At 65.3% G+C, this 14,618-nt stretch carries 13 protein-coding genes and 1 pseudogene; 9 read left to right on the plus strand and 5 right to left on the minus strand.

Features of this window, described 5'->3' with window-relative positions; genetic code table 11:
* Nucleotides 1-279, minus strand: a pseudogene (locus HY852_RS07565) (DNA topoisomerase IV subunit B); the annotation flags it as partial.
* A 280-nt stretch (nucleotides 280-559) separates the two neighbouring features.
* Between HY852_RS07565 and HY852_RS07570 the strand changes: the two are divergent.
* The 3 genes from HY852_RS07570 (at nucleotide 560) to argC (ending at nucleotide 2,993) form a co-directional block, all read left to right on the plus strand.
* On the plus strand, nucleotides 560-1,090 hold the full coding sequence (locus HY852_RS07570; RefSeq protein ID WP_291603788.1) for a DedA family protein: 531 nt from the start codon (nucleotides 560-562) through the stop codon (nucleotides 1,088-1,090).
* Nucleotides 1,091-1,347: 257 nt separating this feature from the next.
* The gene (locus HY852_RS07575; protein WP_291603789.1) at nucleotides 1,348-2,016 is read left to right on the plus strand and encodes an FMN-binding negative transcriptional regulator; all 669 of its coding nucleotides are present in this window, start codon (nucleotides 1,348-1,350) and stop codon (nucleotides 2,014-2,016) included.
* Nucleotides 2,013-2,993 carry an N-acetyl-gamma-glutamyl-phosphate reductase gene (argC, locus tag HY852_RS07580; protein ID WP_291603790.1) on the plus strand — a complete coding sequence of 327 codons (981 nt, stop codon included), beginning with the start codon at nucleotides 2,013-2,015 and terminating at the stop codon, nucleotides 2,991-2,993. The genes HY852_RS07575 and argC overlap by 4 nt, the downstream gene beginning before the upstream one ends.
* A gap of 80 nt (nucleotides 2,994-3,073) precedes the next feature.
* Here argC and HY852_RS07585 read toward each other — a convergent pair whose 3' ends face one another.
* Both HY852_RS07585 and HY852_RS07590 read right to left on the minus strand, forming a co-directional pair.
* The gene (locus HY852_RS07585) at nucleotides 3,074-3,472 is read right to left on the minus strand and encodes an MAPEG family protein (protein WP_291603792.1); all 399 of its coding nucleotides are present in this window, start codon (nucleotides 3,470-3,472) and stop codon (nucleotides 3,074-3,076) included.
* A gap of 64 nt (nucleotides 3,473-3,536) precedes the next feature.
* Complete coding sequence (locus HY852_RS07590) at nucleotides 3,537-5,342, minus strand: class I poly(R)-hydroxyalkanoic acid synthase (protein WP_291603793.1); 1,806 nt, start codon at nucleotides 5,340-5,342, stop codon at nucleotides 3,537-3,539.
* A gap of 257 nt (nucleotides 5,343-5,599) precedes the next feature.
* Here HY852_RS07590 and HY852_RS07595 point away from each other — a divergent pair, with 257 nt between their 5' ends.
* The 6 genes from HY852_RS07595 to recJ all read left to right on the plus strand — a co-directional run bounded on the left by HY852_RS07595 (nucleotide 5,600) and on the right by recJ (nucleotide 12,589).
* Nucleotides 5,600-5,881 (plus strand): hypothetical protein, encoded by a 282-nt coding sequence (locus tag HY852_RS07595; RefSeq protein WP_291603794.1) that lies wholly within the window; start codon nucleotides 5,600-5,602, stop codon nucleotides 5,879-5,881.
* A gap of 200 nt (nucleotides 5,882-6,081) precedes the next feature.
* Nucleotides 6,082-7,302, plus strand: coding sequence for an LL-diaminopimelate aminotransferase (locus HY852_RS07600; protein ID WP_291603795.1), 1,221 nt, complete (start codon nucleotides 6,082-6,084; stop codon nucleotides 7,300-7,302).
* A 24-nt stretch (nucleotides 7,303-7,326) separates the two neighbouring features.
* The gene (locus HY852_RS07605; protein ID WP_291603796.1) at nucleotides 7,327-8,643 is read left to right on the plus strand and encodes a homoserine dehydrogenase; all 1,317 of its coding nucleotides are present in this window, start codon (nucleotides 7,327-7,329) and stop codon (nucleotides 8,641-8,643) included.
* 79 nt (nucleotides 8,644-8,722) lie between these two features.
* Nucleotides 8,723-9,724, plus strand: a complete 1,002-nt coding sequence (glpX, locus tag HY852_RS07610; protein ID WP_291603797.1) for a class II fructose-bisphosphatase — start codon at nucleotides 8,723-8,725, stop codon at nucleotides 9,722-9,724.
* A 64-nt stretch (nucleotides 9,725-9,788) separates the two neighbouring features.
* Entirely contained in the window at nucleotides 9,789-10,508 is a 720-nt protein-coding gene (locus HY852_RS07615) for a haloacid dehalogenase type II (RefSeq protein ID WP_291603799.1), read from the plus strand.
* Between the two features lie 239 nt (nucleotides 10,509-10,747).
* Nucleotides 10,748-12,589 (plus strand): single-stranded-DNA-specific exonuclease RecJ, encoded by a 1,842-nt coding sequence (gene recJ, locus HY852_RS07620; RefSeq protein ID WP_291603800.1) that lies wholly within the window; start codon nucleotides 10,748-10,750, stop codon nucleotides 12,587-12,589.
* Nucleotides 12,590-12,694: 105 nt separating this feature from the next.
* Here recJ and HY852_RS07625 read toward each other — a convergent pair whose 3' ends face one another.
* Together HY852_RS07625 and HY852_RS07630 are read right to left on the minus strand one after the other, a co-directional pair.
* Nucleotides 12,695-13,930: a lytic murein transglycosylase gene (locus HY852_RS07625; protein ID WP_291603801.1), complete on the minus strand. Its 1,236-nt coding sequence runs from the start codon at nucleotides 13,928-13,930 to the stop codon at nucleotides 12,695-12,697.
* 90 nt (nucleotides 13,931-14,020) lie between these two features.
* Nucleotides 14,021-14,527, minus strand: coding sequence for a MarR family transcriptional regulator (locus HY852_RS07630; protein ID WP_291603802.1), 507 nt, complete (start codon nucleotides 14,525-14,527; stop codon nucleotides 14,021-14,023).
* Between the last annotated feature and the right edge of the window lie 91 nt (nucleotides 14,528-14,618).

A 14,618-nucleotide genomic window follows, 5' to 3' on the forward strand; every position in this document is an offset into this window, starting at 1 on the left:
GGCGTGACCGGCGAGGGCCTCGTCCATCGAGTTGTCGATGACTTCGGCAAAGAGGTGATGCAGCGCCTTTTCGTCGGTGCCGCCGATATACATGCCCGGCCGGCGCCGCACCGGCTCCAGGCCCTCCAGCACTTCGATGTCGCGAGCGGTATAATCGCTGTCACCGCCTGAGGAGGATCGGGAGGCGACCTTGGCGGGCGCGCGCGCCTTCGTCTCGGTCGACCCAAAAAGGTCGCCGGACGGCTTTGATTTTGGAAGTGCTTTCAGAGATTTAGCCATTGTACTTCATGTCTTGCGCGCACTTTGCGGGCCGCGAATCGGTTGGCGTGACTATGCCATGCTTGGCTTCAAAAAGTGACGCTGGTCGGTCGGATGGGAATGCCGGAGCGGTATCTGGTGCGGAGAAGACGCGGATCGGCCGCGCGGCAACTCACATAATGCTCGAATAGGCCCCCGTACAGGGCTCGCCAACCGCAGCTTTGTGACTTGATGTCCTGCATGCGGCTGGCTAGTCCTCCGCGACCACGGCTTTGAAGACGGGCGGGAAGGCATTTCAGGAATGGAGGAGTTTGCGCGCGCCCTGACCGATTTCGTGCGCGATCACGAGGCCTGGGCCGCCCCGATCGTTTTCCTGCTCGCATTTGGTGAGTCGATTGCCTTCGTTTCCCTGCTGGTGCCGGCCTGGGGGGCGTTGGTTGCGATCGGCGCCCTGATTGGGGTCAGCGGCATCAACTTTTACCCGGTCTGGCTTGCCGGGGCTCTCGGTGCCGCGCTCGGCGACTGGGTCTCCTACTGGTTCGGGTTTCGGTACAAGGAACACGTGGCCCAGATCTGGCCGCTGTCGCGCTATCCGGACATCCTGCCGCGCGGCGAAGCCTTCGTGAAGAAATGGGGCGTTCCGAGCATTTTCATCGGCCGCTTCTTCGGGCCGTTGCGCGCGTCCGTGCCGCTCGCGGCAGGCATCTTCGAGATGCCCTATGGAACCTTCCAGATGGCCAATTTCGTCTCGGCGCTGATCTGGTCGGCCGCGCTTCTGTTGTTCGGCGACGTGATAGGCAGGATCATGGAATGGATCTGGCACGCCTTTTGACGTTCGCGCCGCTGGGAGCGGCCGGGCCGTGCGATAGCCCGACAGCTTGACGCCGGACCGCCGCGGCCTTATAGCCGCCCGCCATGATCAACGCCGCGACCATCCTTTTTGCTCGCCGCCGCCGCCGTATGTCAGCGGTACGGGCGGTCGTCTGCGTTTGAGATCATCGCCTTTGCCGCTGGATCCGGTCCGCGGCATTCTCTCTCCTGTCAGCGCGATCTGATCCGGCGGCCCCACAGGCCAAGCAGGAGCTAGAGATGTATACGCCCCCTCACTTCAAGCCCGATCGCGCCGCGAGCCTCAGCTTCGCTGAGGCGCGCGGCTTCGGCACGCTGTGCGCGTGGGACGGCTTAAGGCCGATCGCCTCGGCGCTGCCGTTCTACCTGAGCTATGCCGACGACGGCACGCCGCGCGCGGCGTTGCATCTCGCCCGCCACAACCCGCTGATCAAGCTCGCGGACGGAGCGGCCAACTGGCTGCTGGCCATCAACGGTGCCGATGCCTATGTCTCGCCCGACTGGTACGTCTCGCCGGACCAGGTGCCGACCTGGCTGTACCAGTCCGTGCACCTGACCGGGCCGGTGCGGAGACTGTCGGATGATGAACTCGCCGTTCAGATCGATACGCTCAGCGCCACGTTCGAGGGCAGGCTGCTGCCCAAGAAGCCGTGGACCTCGGCGAAGATGACGACGGCGCGGCTGGAGGCCATGAAGAAAGGGATCGTGGGACTGGTGATGACGGTTGAGGACATCGAAGGCAGTTTCAAGCTCAACCAGCACAAGTCCGAGGTCGACTACGCCTCGGTGGCGAACGCGCTCGGCGCGCAGACCGAGCCCGGCGCTGGAATGATCGCGCGCCTGATGCGCGATACCCGGCCGCAGGCCTTTGCAGATCAATCGGACAAATCCGAAAGGAGCGTGCCATGACCTTCTCCGACACCGATCAAAGCCGGATCGCCGGCAGCGCCACCAGACCCGCCGTGTTCGTCGACGGCGCATCGGGGACGACGGGTCTTGGCATTCGCGAGCGCCTTGCCGGACAGAACGATGTCGTCATGAAGGGCATCGCCGAGGACAAGCGCAAGGACCCCGAGGCAAAGCGCGCGCTGATGGCGGAAGTGGATCTCGTCATTCTGTGCCTGCCTGACGAAGCCGCGAAAGAGACAGTCGCGGTGATCGACAGCATGGGGGCCGCCGCTCCCAGGGTTCTTGATGCGTCGACGGCCTTTCGGGTTGCCAGCGACTGGACCTACGGGTTTCCGGAGCTCAGCCCCGGGCAGCCCGACAGGATTCGGGCAGCACGGAAGGTCTCCAATCCGGGCTGCTATTCGACCGCCTCGGTGGCGCTGCTCCGGCCGCTGGTCGATGCTCGCGTGTTGCCGGCGGACTATCCCCTGACCATCAATGCGGTCAGCGGCTATTCGGGCGGCGGCAAGTCGATGATCGCCAGCTTCGAAGACGGCACCGCGCCGGCCTTCGAGCTCTACGGGCTCGGCTTCGAGCACAAGCACCTGCCGGAGATTCAGCTTCACTCGGGCCTTGAGCGCCGGCCGATCTTCGTGCCGTCGGTAGGCAACTATCGCCAGGGCATGCTGGTCTCGGTGCCGTTGCAGCTCGAGACGATTCCCGGCAAGCCGAGCGGGGCCGACCTCCAGGCAGCGCTCGCCAGGCACTACGCCGGGAGCCGCTACGTTTCGGTCATGCCGCTTGAAACCGACGCTGCCAGGAGCGGGCGCATCGAGCCCGAGGCCCTCAACGGCACGAACATGCTCGAGCTCTATGTCTTCAGCAGCGACAAGCACCGCCAGGCGGTTCTGGTCGCGCGCCTCGATAATCTGGGCAAGGGCGCCTCGGGCGCGGCGGTCCAGAACATGCGGCTGATGCTGGGGCTTGCCGACAAGTAGCGAGAGACCAGAACGGCAAGCCGCAACAAAAACCCCGGGCCAAGCCCGGGGTTTTTCCGTTTCCTCGGCCGGGATTGGCCTCAGACAATTCCGAAGATCGCGAGCACCAGAACGGCCTGCGCCAGGAAGCCGACGGTGAAGGCGACGGTCCGGAACACGGGCAGGCCCAGGGTGTAGACGATAACGTGTGCGACGCGCGACCAGAAATAGACGGCGCAGGCGAGCACGGTCCATTTGGTCGAATAGTCGATCAGATTGAGGATCAGGACCAGCGGTGCGAAGATGACGAGGTTCTCGACCGCGTTGTCATGCGCGAACATCAGCCGCGTCGCCCAAGGCGCATGCGGCTTGTCGTTGCGCGAGGGATTGTCCATGGCGCCGGAAAGGCCTCGAACCTGGATCCGATTGAGGATGTAGGGGACCCACAACAGCCCGGTGAGGATCACTGTCAGCGTCAGCCAAAACAGTTCGCGCGTCATAGCTCGTTCCCTCTGTGGTCGCTCCGATGAGAGCGCAGCTTATACAGGAGAGTGCAGGATTGCGCTACGCGCGAACCTTGACGTAGCTGCCCGGGGCATCTTCGATCGGCGGCAGCGCCTCGCTACCGACGCGGCGCGCCGGCACTTCCTCGGCATCGATGCTGGCCAGCCATTCACGCCAGTCCGGCCACCACGAGCCCTTGTGCTCCTCGGCCCCCTTGAGCCACTGCGCGACAGTGACTCCCTTGATGTTGTCGTTGGTCCAGTACTGGTACTTGTCGGAGGAGGGCGGGTTGACCACGCCGGCGATGTGCCCCGAGCCAGAGAGTACGAATTTCACCGGTCCGCCGAAGAATTGGGAGCCGTACAGCACCGATTCGGCCGGTGCGATGTGATCCTCGCGCGTTGCGAGATTGTAGACCGGCACCTTGACCTTGGAGAGATCGAGTAGCGTGTTGTCGACCACCATCGTGCCCGTCGAGAGCCGGTTCTCGAGATAGCAGTTGCGCAGATAATAGGAGTGGTTCGCCGCCGGCATGCGGGTCGCGTCCGAATTCCAGTGCAACAGGTCGAACGCCGCGGGCTGCTGGCCCTTGAGGTAGTTGCTGACCACGTACGACCAGATCAGGTCGTTCGAGCGCAGCATGTTGAAGGCCATGGCCATCTTCGAACCCTCGAGCACGCCCGCGGCTTGCATCTCGCGCTCGAGCGTTGAGATCTGGTCTTCGTCGACGAATACCAAGAGATCGCCGGCATGGGTGAAGTCGACCTGCGCGGCGAGCAAGGTTGCCGAGGTCACGCGCTGGCGGCGTTGTTCCGCAAGCAAGGCCAGCGTGGTGGCGAGCAGCGTGCCGCCGACGCAATAGCCCATGGTGTGGACCTTCATCTCGCCCGTCGCTCGCTCGATGACGTCCATGGCGGCGAGCGCGCCTTCCTTCACATACTCCTCCCAGGTCTTCGACCCGAGCCGTTTGTCCGGATTGACCCAGGAGATCACGAATACCGTGACGCCCTGGTCGACGCACCACTTGATGAAGGATTTCTCCGGCCGAAGATCGAGGATGTAGTACTTGTTGATCCAGGGCGGAACGATCAGGAGCGGGGTGCGCAACACCTTCTCCGTCGCCGGTTCATACTGGATCACTTGCATGAGGTCGTTCTGAAAAATGACCTTGCCGGGGGTCGTCGCCATATTGACGCCCACGACGAGATTGGCGGGATCCGACTGGCGGATCTTGAGAATGCCCCTGCCGGCCTCGATGTCTTCGGCCAGCATTTCCATGCCGCGCATCAGGTTCTCGCCGCTCGAGCTCAGCGTTTCGCGCAGCACTTCCGGATTTGTGAGCACGAAGTTCGACGGCGCCAGCGCGTTGGTGATCTGCTGGATGTAGAACTCCGCCTTCTTTCGGGTGTGCGGATCCAATCCCTCGGCGTTGCGCACGAGGTCGTGCGCCCATCGCGTCGTCAGCAGGTAGAGCTGCATCACGAAATCGAAGAACTGGTTCGACTTCCATTCCGGATCGGCAAACCGCTTGTCGCGCGGCGGGGGAGCAACCGCCGGCGCGGCCTCTTCGCCGGCAAGACGTTTCACCGCCGAGCCCCACAGATCCAGATAGTCCTTGGCGAGCCTGGTCTGGACTTCGGACGCGCGGGCATTGTCCGCCAGCCAATACTCGGCGACTGCCGTGAACGACTTGACCATTTCGGCCACCTCTGTCGGTGGCCGATCCTGCACCTGGCCGTTCTCGCGCGGCTTGAGGTAAGCCGCGAGCGCCTTGCCGCTGCTCTCGAGCGCTCGCGCGATGTTCATCGCAAAAGCTTCTGCGTCGAACTTCTTCTCAGGCCGGACTTCGGTTGTCACGTTGCTCATGCCGGGAACACTATCGATTCAATGCGGGTTCGTCACCGCGACAGATCGCGAACGGGAATGGTTGCGGTTAACCGCATGTCAAACATGTGTTGCACTGCGATAAGATATCGCGGATTGGCCACATTGAAGCCTCAACGATCAAGTTGGCTGGTTGGGTCCGGCTCGCTTCGATCAAGAATGGTTTGAGCTGGCGCAGGCGGATGGCGTACCATCGGACCTTGTCGTTGTGTTTGAGGACCAGGGGACTTCCGCGGGTGATGTCGGGTGATCGGCAGGGGAGACGGCTTGCTCCGGCAGCGCTGCTGTCCGCCGCGCTTGCCCTCGGCGGCTGCTCGAGTTCGGTTGTCGACTTGCCCAGTCTGACGCCAAGCGATGCGCCGGCGCGCCCCAAGGAACCGGGCGCCTATCTGCCGGTGCATGACATACCGCCAGATCGCGACGGGGTGGCGATAACGCCGGAGCAGCGGGCCAAGATCGAATCGGAATTGATGGCAGCGCGCGATCGTCAGGCTTCGTCCAAGGAAACCGGTGGCCGGTAAGGTAATCGCTGGCGTGCGAACGCGACCGTGCTAAAAGACCGCCGTTCAACCGCAAATCAGGGCGAACTTCATCGATTCTTGCTCGAATCCGCTCTAAGTCATTGATTTGGAGTGCTTTATCGACGAAGCCGAACGCCGCTCGGCGCAAGGAGAGGCCGGCGATTCTGCCCTTTCTTATTGGTTGCCGGAGCCAAGGACCCATGGAAGATTTCTACCGCATCCGCCGCCTGCCGCCTTACGTCTTCGAACAGGTCAACCGGGCCAAGGCGGCCGCGCGGAACGCCGGGGCCGATATCATCGACCTCGGCATGGGTAATCCTGACCTCCCGGCGCCCGCTCACGTCCTCGACAAGCTCAAGGAGACCCTGGGCAAGCCGCGGACGGACCGCTACTCGGCCTCCCGGGGGATTTTCGGCCTGCGCAAGGCGCAGGCGGCCTATTATGATCGCCGCTTCGGGGTGAAGCTGAACCCGGATACCCAGATCGTCGCGACGCTCGGCTCAAAGGAGGGATTTGCCAACGTGGCCCAGGCGATCACCGCGCCCGGCGACGTGATCCTGTGCCCGAACCCGAGCTATCCGATCCACGCGTTCGGCTTTCTGATGGCGGGCGGGGTGATCCGTTCGGTGCCGTCGGAGCCGACGCCGCTGTTCTTTGAAGCCGTCGAGCGGGCCATCATCCACTCGATCCCGAAGCCCTTGGCGCTGGTCGTCTGCTATCCGTCCAATCCCACCGCCTATGTTGCGAGCCTGGACTTCTACAAGGACCTCGTTGCCTTCGCGAAAAAGCACGAGGTCTTCATCCTGTCGGACCTCGCCTATGCGGAGGTCTATTTCGACGACAAGAATCCGCCGCCCTCCGTGCTGCAGGTTCCCGGCGCCATCGATGTCACGGTCGAGTTCACCTCGATGTCGAAGACGTTTTCGATGGCTGGCTGGCGCATGGGCTTTGCCGTCGGCAATGAACGCATCATCGCGGCGCTGGCCCGGGTGAAATCCTATCTCGATTACGGCGCGTTCACGCCGGTCCAGGTGGCGGCCACCGCCGCGCTGAACGGACCGGAAGACTGCATCCGCGAGATGCGCGAAACCTACCGCAAGCGCCGCGACGCGCTGGTCGAGTCCTTCGGCCGCGCGGGTTGGGAGATACCGCCGCCGCAGGCATCGATGTTCGCCTGGGCGCCGTTGCCGGAGGCCTTCCGCGGTCTTGGCAGCATGGATTTTGCCACGTTGATGGTGGAAAAGTCGGGGGTGGTAGTGTCGCCCGGCGTCGGCTTCGGCGAGCACGGCGAAGGCTACGTCCGCATCGCAATGGTGGAAAACGAGCAACGCATCCGCCAGGCGGCCCGCGGCGTGCGCCGCTTCCTTGAAAGCGGCATCGAAACGTTGCACAACGTGGTTCCCCTCGCCAACCGGCGTTAATTTTTCCGGCAGGTCATCTGCGTCATGGTCGCACCCCTCAAAGTGGGTATAGCGGGGCTCGGCACCGTTGGCGCCGAAGTCATCCGCCTGATCGAAAGTCAGGGCCGCGTGCTGGCGGCGCGCTGCGGCCGCGGCGCGCGCGTCGTTGCCGTGACCGCGCGCTCAAAGTCCAAGAAGCGTGCCGTCGATGTTTGCGGTTTCGAATGGGCGAAGACGCCGCTCGAACTCGCCACGCATCCCGGAATCGACTGCTTCGTCGAACTGATGGGCGGGGCGGGCGACCCGGCGCTGTCGGCGGTCGAGGCGGCGCTCAACGCGGGCAAGTCCGTCGTCACGGCGAACAAGGCGCTGCTGGCCAAGCATGGTCTTCGGCTTGCGAGAGCTGCCGAGAAGCACGGTTGTGCGCTGAATTTCGAAGCAGCCGTGGGCGCGGCCATTCCGGTGGTCAAGACCCTGCGCGAAGGACTGGCAGGAACCAGCATCAGCCGCGTCTACGGGATACTGAATGGAACCTGCAACTACATCCTGACGCGGATGGAGCAGGAAGGGCTGTCCTTCGCCGAATGCCTGAAGGACGCACAGCGTCTCGGCTATGCCGAGGCCGACCCGTCGTTCGATGTCGACGGCCACGACACCGCGCAGAAGCTCGCGCTGCTGGCCAGTCTGGCTTTCGGCACGAAAGTTGCTCAAAGTGCTGTTTACGTCGAAGGCATCTCGTCGATTACGCCGGAGGATTTGCGCGCGGCCGCCGATCTCGGCTATCGCGTCAAGCTCCTGGGCGTGGCGGTGCGGACGACGAAAGGGATCGAGCAGCGCGTGCATCCGACCATGGTTCCGAAATCCTCATCGATCGCGCAGGTGATGGGCGTGACCAACGCCGTCACCATCGACGGCGAGGGCATTCCGCCGATCACGCTGGTCGGACCGGGCGCGGGCGGCGCCGCCACCGCATCGGCCGTGGTCGCCGATATCGCCGACGTGGCGCGCGGCATCCGCGCCAAGCCGTTCGGCCGGCCCGTGGCCCAGTTGCGCGATACGAAGAAGGCGCCGATGGAGCGCCACGAGGGCGGCTATTACATCCGCCTGCTGGCGCGCGATTTCCCCGGTACCGCGGCGGCGATCGCCACCCGGCTCGCCGAGCAGAACATTTCCATCGAATCGATCGTGCAGCGCCATGCCAATGGCGCCGCAGTGGCTCGCGCCGGCAAAGCTTCTCCTGTACCTGTCATTCTGGTTACCTACGCCACCAATGAGGACGCCGTAAGGCGCGCGCTCCAGGCGGTGCAGCACGACAAGGTGATCAGCGGCCGGCCGCAGGTGATACGGATCGAGAAGAACTAGCGCGACCGCGAAACGGCGCGCGCGGACGCGAATTGGTGCGGACCATGTGTCCGCAGCGAAGCTTCAGAGGAGTGTGCCCATGTCGACCCAGATTTCCGTCCCGCAGCAACTGTTGCTCGAGCGCATCCTCACCCTCGAGCTCGTGCGTGTGACCGAGCGTGCGGCCGTCTCGTCGGCGCGCCTGCGCGGACACGGCAACGAAAAAGCAGCCGACCAGGCCGCGGTCGACGCCATGCGGCGCGAGCTCAACAAGCTGCCGATCGAAGGCACCGTGGTGATCGGCGAGGGCGAGCGCGACGAGGCGCCGATGCTCTATATCGGCGAGAAGGTCGGGCTGAACGCCGGGCCCAGGGTCGACATCGCGGTCGATCCGCTCGAGGGCACCACGCTGTGCGCCAAGAACATGCCCGGCGCCATCGCCACCATGGCGATAGCTGACGGCGGCACGCTGCTGCACGCGCCCGACGTCTACATGGAAAAGCTCGCGATCGGTCCCGGCTATGCGAAGGGCGTCGTCGAGCTCGATGCCTCGCCCGCCGACAACGTTCGCCGCCTCGCCAAGGCCAAGGGCGTCGACGCTAGCGCGATCACCGTGCTGGTGCTCGACCGGCTGCGCCATGCCGACATCATCCAGGGCGTGCGCTCCACTGGAGCTGCGGTGCGGCTGATCACCGACGGCGACGTCGCCGGCGTGATCCATTGCGCCGACCCGGAGAATACCGGTGTCGACATGTATATGGGCACGGGCGGTGCGCCCGAAGGTGTGCTGGCGGCGGTCGCCCTGCGCTGTATCGGCGGACAGATGCAGTGCCGTCTTGTTCTCGACAGCGAGGACAAGCGCGAGCGCGCTCACAAGATGGGCATTCACGATCCTAGGAAGATCTACAATATCGAGGACATGGCGACCGGCGACTGCCTGTTCGCCGCGACCGGCGTCACCACGGGCTCGCTGCTCTCGGGCGTCAAATTCCGCAAGGACGGCGTCATAGAGACCGAAACGGTGGTGATGCGCTCGGTCACGGGGACGGTGCGCACCATCAAGGCCGAGCACCGCCAGCTGGAGAAATTCCACCTGGATTGAGCAGTAACAAACGGCGTGATTCCGGGGCGCGACATGACGAGTATACGAGCAGGGGAAAACGCGCATGTCCGACCTCTCCGCGGTGAAGGCGCTGGTGTTCGACGTGTTCGGCACGGTCGTCGACTGGCGCACCAGCCTGATCTGCGACTTCACCTGGTGGGGACAGACGCGCGGCATCAAGGCTGATTGGACCGCCCTGGTGGACGGTTGGCGCGGCGTGTACGTCGCCTCGATGGACGAGGTGCGCAAGCATCCCGAGCGCGGCTACGTCATCCTCGACGTGCTGCACCGGCGCTCGCTGGAGAAGCTGGTTGAGCAACAGGCGATCAAGGGCCTGACCGACGCCGATCTCGATTATCTCACCAAGGGCTGGCACCGGCTTCAGCCATGGCCGGACAGCATCGCCGGCCTGACGCGGCTGAAGAAGAAGTTCATCATCTCGCCGCTCTCGAACGGCAACGTCGGGCTCTTGACCAACATGGCGAAGTTCGCCGGCCTGCCCTGGGACCTCGTCATGTCCGCCGAATTGTTCGAGCACTACAAGCCCGATCCGGAAACCTATCTCGGCGCCGCCCGCCTGCTCGGTCTTGCCCCTGGCGAGGTGATGATGGTCGCCGCGCACAACAAGGATCTCAGGGCGGCGCAGAGCAACGGTCTGAAGACCGCCTTCGTGGCGCGGCCGACCGAATACGGCCCGCTGCAGAAGGAGGATTTCGAGGCGACCGGCAACTGGGACATCGTCGCGAGGGATTTTGCCGGAATTGCCGACCGGCTGGGGTGCTGACGGCGTGCTCTGGCGCGCCGGCCCGTGCAGTCGATTCCGCCCTCTGCATCCTCGGTTGGCGGCAGGTACCTGTTTAAAAGGCGGGTAACGCGGCAATTTGGTGTGACAGCTCGCCTTTCGAGCGGCACACTCTCCCGGCGATCTGCCCGAATCCGTCAGGTCGCGACGCGAAGCAGCCGTTGACCCGTATCCGCCCGGTTTGTTCAGGGCAGTGATCAACCGTATCTCACACATCCATTATGACGCCGTCCGCCACCGCATTGCCCGTCGAATCGCCTAAGGCGTTTCTCGGCGTCGCTCATTCGCTCACGGGAAAGCTGTGGCGCGACCGGCTCGATGCGCGGGGCGCCGCGCAAGCGCTCGCCATCGTGCAGCGCCATCAATTGCCGGAAATGCTGGCGCGGGTGCTCGCCGGCCGCGGCGTCGACATCGATGCGGTGCCGGATTTCCTCGATCCGACCATCCGCAAACTGATGCCGGATCCCTTCACGGTGACGCAGATGGAGGCCGCCGCCAGGCGGATCGCGGATGCGGCGGCGCGCGGCGAGAAGGTCGCGATCTTCGGCGACTATGACGTCGACGGCGCCACCTCGGCGGCGCTCTTGGCCTGGCACCTGCGCCATTGCGGCCTCGACCCGCTCATTCATATTCCCGATCGCCTGTTCGAAGGCTATGGCCCCAACACCGAAGCGGTGCGCGCACTCGCGCAGAAGGGCGCGACGCTCCTGGTCACGGTCGATTGCGGCACCACCAGCATCGAGCCGCTTGCGGAAGCCAAGCGCCTCGGCATGTCGGTGGTGGTCATCGATCACCATCAATGCGGCGAGGCGCTGCCCGAGGTCGACGCGCTGGTCAATCCGAACCGCCCCGACGATCTCTCAGGCCTCGGTCACCTCGCAGCCGTCGGGTTGACGCTGGTCACGCTCGTTGCCGTCAGTCGCGAACTGCGCCGGCGCGGCTTCTGGACCGGTGTAATGCCCGAGCCGGATCTGCTCAGCGTGCTGCATCACGTCGCGCTCGGCACGGTCGCCGACGTCGCGCCGCTCGTCGGGCTCAACCGCGCCTTCGTCGCCAAGGGCCTGATCGCGCTGCGCCGGCGCGATCACGTCGGCCACACCGCGCTCATGGACGTGTCGCGCCTGAACGGGCCGCCGGAAGCCTGGCATCTCGGCTTCATGCTGGGACCGCGCATCAATGCCGGCGGCCGTATCGGGCGCGCCGATCTCGGCGTGCGCCTCTTGCTGGAAGGCGACGTGACGGAAGCCGGGCGCATCGCCGCCGAGCTCGACCGTCTCAACACCGAGCGGCGGGCAATCGAGCAGGACGCCGAAGCGCAGGCCGAGGCCGAGGCGCTGGCTTCGCTGGGGATGGAGGACAAGCTTGCCGTGATCGTCACCGCCTCCGAAGGCTGGCATCCCGGCGTGGTCGGTCTCGTCGCTTCGCGCCTGAAGGAAAAATTCTCGCGCCCGTGCTTTGCCATTGCGCTGGAGCCCGGCGGCATCGGCACCGGCTCGGGCCGCTCAATCCCGGGCGTCGACATCGGCAAGGCGGTGCGGCAGGCGGTCAGCGAGGGCATTCTGCTCAAAGGCGGCGGGCATGCGATGGCGGCCGGCGTGACGCTGCGCAAGGAGAATCTCGCCGAATTCCGTGCCTATATGGAAAAGGCGCTGGCTAGCGAAGTTGCGGAGGCGCGGCATGTCAACGAGCTGCTCATCGACGGCGCGGTCTCCGCGCGCGCCGTGACGGTCGAGCTTGCCGCGACGCTGAACCGCGCCGGGCCCTTCGGCAGCGGCAATCCGGAGCCGGTCATCGCGCTGCCCGCGCATCAACTGGTCTACGCCGACGAGGTCGGGCAGGCGCACCTGCGCCTGCGCTTCAAGTCCGGCGACGGCGCCATCGTCAACGGCATCGCGTTCCGATCGGTCGGCCAGAAGCTCGGCAACGCGCTCGCCGCCCATCGCGGCCAGCAGCTTCATGTCGCGGGCTCGCTTGCAGTCGACCGCTACCAAGGTGCCGAGCGCGTTCAGTTCCGCGTGATAGACGTCGCCGTACCCGATCAGGGGCCGAACCTGATTCGATAATTTCCCGTCGTTCCGGGGCGCGCGTAAGCGCGAATCTCGCGCGACAATGTCGGGATTCCAAGTTCGAGGCTTCGCCTCGCCCCGGAATGACGTGGGCAAGGAGCGCTATCCGCCCTGCCTCAGCCGGGCCAGCACCTTCAGTCCGCCATAGCCGTCCGCCGGTACAAGGCCGGCTTTCGCCTGGAAATCCCGGACCGCCTTCATGGTGTCGTTGCCGACGCGGCCGTCGGTGCCGCCGGTATCGAAACCGAGCTGGGTAAGGCGCCGCTGCATCTCCTGCACCTCGGGCAGCGTCAACGCGCGCTCGGAGCCGGGGAAGGGCCGGATGAACGGCGTGCCGCCCAGAATGCGATCGCCGAGATGGCAGATCGCGAGCGCGTAGTTCATCGAGGGATTGTAGCTCTTCACCGAATAGAAGTTGGGACCGAGCAGAAACGCCGGGCCGCCTGCGACCGGGATCCACATCTGGGCCGAGGCATTGGGCTGCGGGAAAGGCTGGCCGTCGGCGCGGGTGATCCCGGCGGCGGCCCAGGCCGCATAGGTGCGGTTGCCGCCGGTCGAGCCGCCGGGTGCGCGGACCTCGTAGCCCCAGTGCTCGCCGCGACGATACTTGCCGCGGTTGAGGAGATATTTCGCCGTCGAGCCGAGCGCATCGTCGGGCCGGCCGAACGGCGAGACCTTGCCGTCGCCGTCGTAGTCGATGCCGACATTGAGCCAGACCTCGGGCATCCATTGCGAATGCCCCATCGCGCCGGCCCACGAGCCGCGCATCTCCTCCGGCGTGCTCCAGCCGCGATCGACGATGCGCAGCGCGTTGATCAGTTCGGTTTCCCAATAAGCCTTGCGACGCGGCTCGTTCCAGGCGAGCGCCGCCAGCGAGGGAAACACCGGCTTCATATGGTTCTGCTGCACCAGGGGATCGCCATAGGCCGACTCCACACCCCACAGCGCCAGCAGCGTGCCGCGCTCGACGCCGAACTCCTTTTCGATGCGGGCAAACAGCGCCTCGTTCTTCTTCAGCGCCTCGCGGCCGTTGATGAGGCGCCAGTCCGAGACGCGGCGGTTTATGTACTGCCAGAGCTGCTCGCTGAATTCCGGCTGGTTGCGCAACTGCTTGAACACGGACATGTCGGGCTCGACACGTCCCATGCAGCGCTGCCACGTCGCCGCGGAAACGCCCTTGGACAGGGGGCGGGCGCGGAAATTGTCGCGCCACTCGTCAAAGCCGGGCGGGGCGGCGGCGAGCACCGGCGCAGGGCAGGCGAGCAGGGCGCCCGCGCCGAGGCCGGATCGCAAAACGGCGCGGCGGGTGAGAGCCTTGCGAGAATCAACCTGTTGCATGTCGCCAGTCTAGCGCGAAGCGCCACAGGGCGCAGTCACGGCTTCCCGAAACCGTTTCGGAACTTCAACCCCGCCGGGAGACGGGCGAGGCTAGCCCGTGTCCTGCATCTCGGCCGCAATCCGGGCGAGCCAGCGGCGGATGGCCTTTTCCGCGCTACCGCCGAGCCCGGCCACCAATCGCCGCTCCAGCGCCACGACGCGGCGGCGGCACTGTTGCAGCAAGCCCGCGCCGCGTCGGGTCAACGTCCATTGCAGCACGCGCCCGTGCACCGGGTGTGGCGCCTTCCGGATGGCGCCGTCGCGCTCCAGGTTGCGGATGATGACGCCGACCGTCTGGGGCGTAAGCATGGCGACGCGGGCGAGGTCGGCCCCCGACAGGCCCGGATAGGCCTTCAGCATCGTCAGCACGGCAAATTGCGGCGGCGTGACGGAAAGGTCGGCCAGAGTCCGCTCCATCCTGAGGCGGGTGGAGGCCTGCGCCTGGCGCAGGAGATAGGCGAGGTGGCCGTGCTCGCCGCGCTTGTCCTGGCCGGCCGGCGGCGGACGGAGGCCCGACCGCGCAAGGTCAGGAACAACCGATTCGCGGCGCTGCGGCATTCGGCGCGTTCCTGCCTTCTTCGGCCGCGAGGCCGTCTTTTTCCGTGAAGTCGCTTTCCGTCCAGTCACTTTTGCGTGCCGTTTCGGCCCT

Origin of the sequence: Bradyrhizobium sp., from assembly GCF_016213215.1 — a bacterium.
In the GTDB taxonomy this organism is placed as follows: Bacteria; Pseudomonadota; Alphaproteobacteria; order Rhizobiales; family Xanthobacteraceae; genus Bradyrhizobium.

Excerpts from the sequence above, each read along its gene's own strand:
- HY852_RS07570 (WP_291603788.1), top strand. The coding sequence starts at position 560 with ATGGAGGAGTTTGCGCGCGCCCTGACCGATTTCGTGCGCGATCACGAG.
- HY852_RS07575 (WP_291603789.1), top strand. The coding sequence starts at position 1,348 with ATGTATACGCCCCCTCACTTCAAGCCCGATCGCGCCGCGAGCCTCAGC.
- argC (WP_291603790.1), top strand. The coding sequence starts at position 2,013 with ATGACCTTCTCCGACACCGATCAAAGCCGGATCGCCGGCAGCGCCACC.
- HY852_RS07585 (WP_291603792.1), bottom strand. The coding sequence starts at position 3,472 with ATGACGCGCGAACTGTTTTGGCTGACGCTGACAGTGATCCTCACCGGG.
- HY852_RS07590 (WP_291603793.1), bottom strand. The coding sequence starts at position 5,342 with ATGAGCAACGTGACAACCGAAGTCCGGCCTGAGAAGAAGTTCGACGCA.
- HY852_RS07595 (WP_291603794.1), top strand. The coding sequence starts at position 5,600 with ATGTCGGGTGATCGGCAGGGGAGACGGCTTGCTCCGGCAGCGCTGCTG.
- HY852_RS07600 (WP_291603795.1), top strand. The coding sequence starts at position 6,082 with ATGGAAGATTTCTACCGCATCCGCCGCCTGCCGCCTTACGTCTTCGAA.
- HY852_RS07605 (WP_291603796.1), top strand. The coding sequence starts at position 7,327 with ATGGTCGCACCCCTCAAAGTGGGTATAGCGGGGCTCGGCACCGTTGGC.
- glpX (WP_291603797.1), top strand. The coding sequence starts at position 8,723 with ATGTCGACCCAGATTTCCGTCCCGCAGCAACTGTTGCTCGAGCGCATC.
- HY852_RS07615 (WP_291603799.1), top strand. The coding sequence starts at position 9,789 with ATGTCCGACCTCTCCGCGGTGAAGGCGCTGGTGTTCGACGTGTTCGGC.
- recJ (WP_291603800.1), top strand. The coding sequence starts at position 10,748 with ATGACGCCGTCCGCCACCGCATTGCCCGTCGAATCGCCTAAGGCGTTT.
- HY852_RS07625 (WP_291603801.1), bottom strand. The coding sequence starts at position 13,930 with ATGCAACAGGTTGATTCTCGCAAGGCTCTCACCCGCCGCGCCGTTTTG.
- HY852_RS07630 (WP_291603802.1), bottom strand. The coding sequence starts at position 14,527 with ATGCCGCAGCGCCGCGAATCGGTTGTTCCTGACCTTGCGCGGTCGGGC.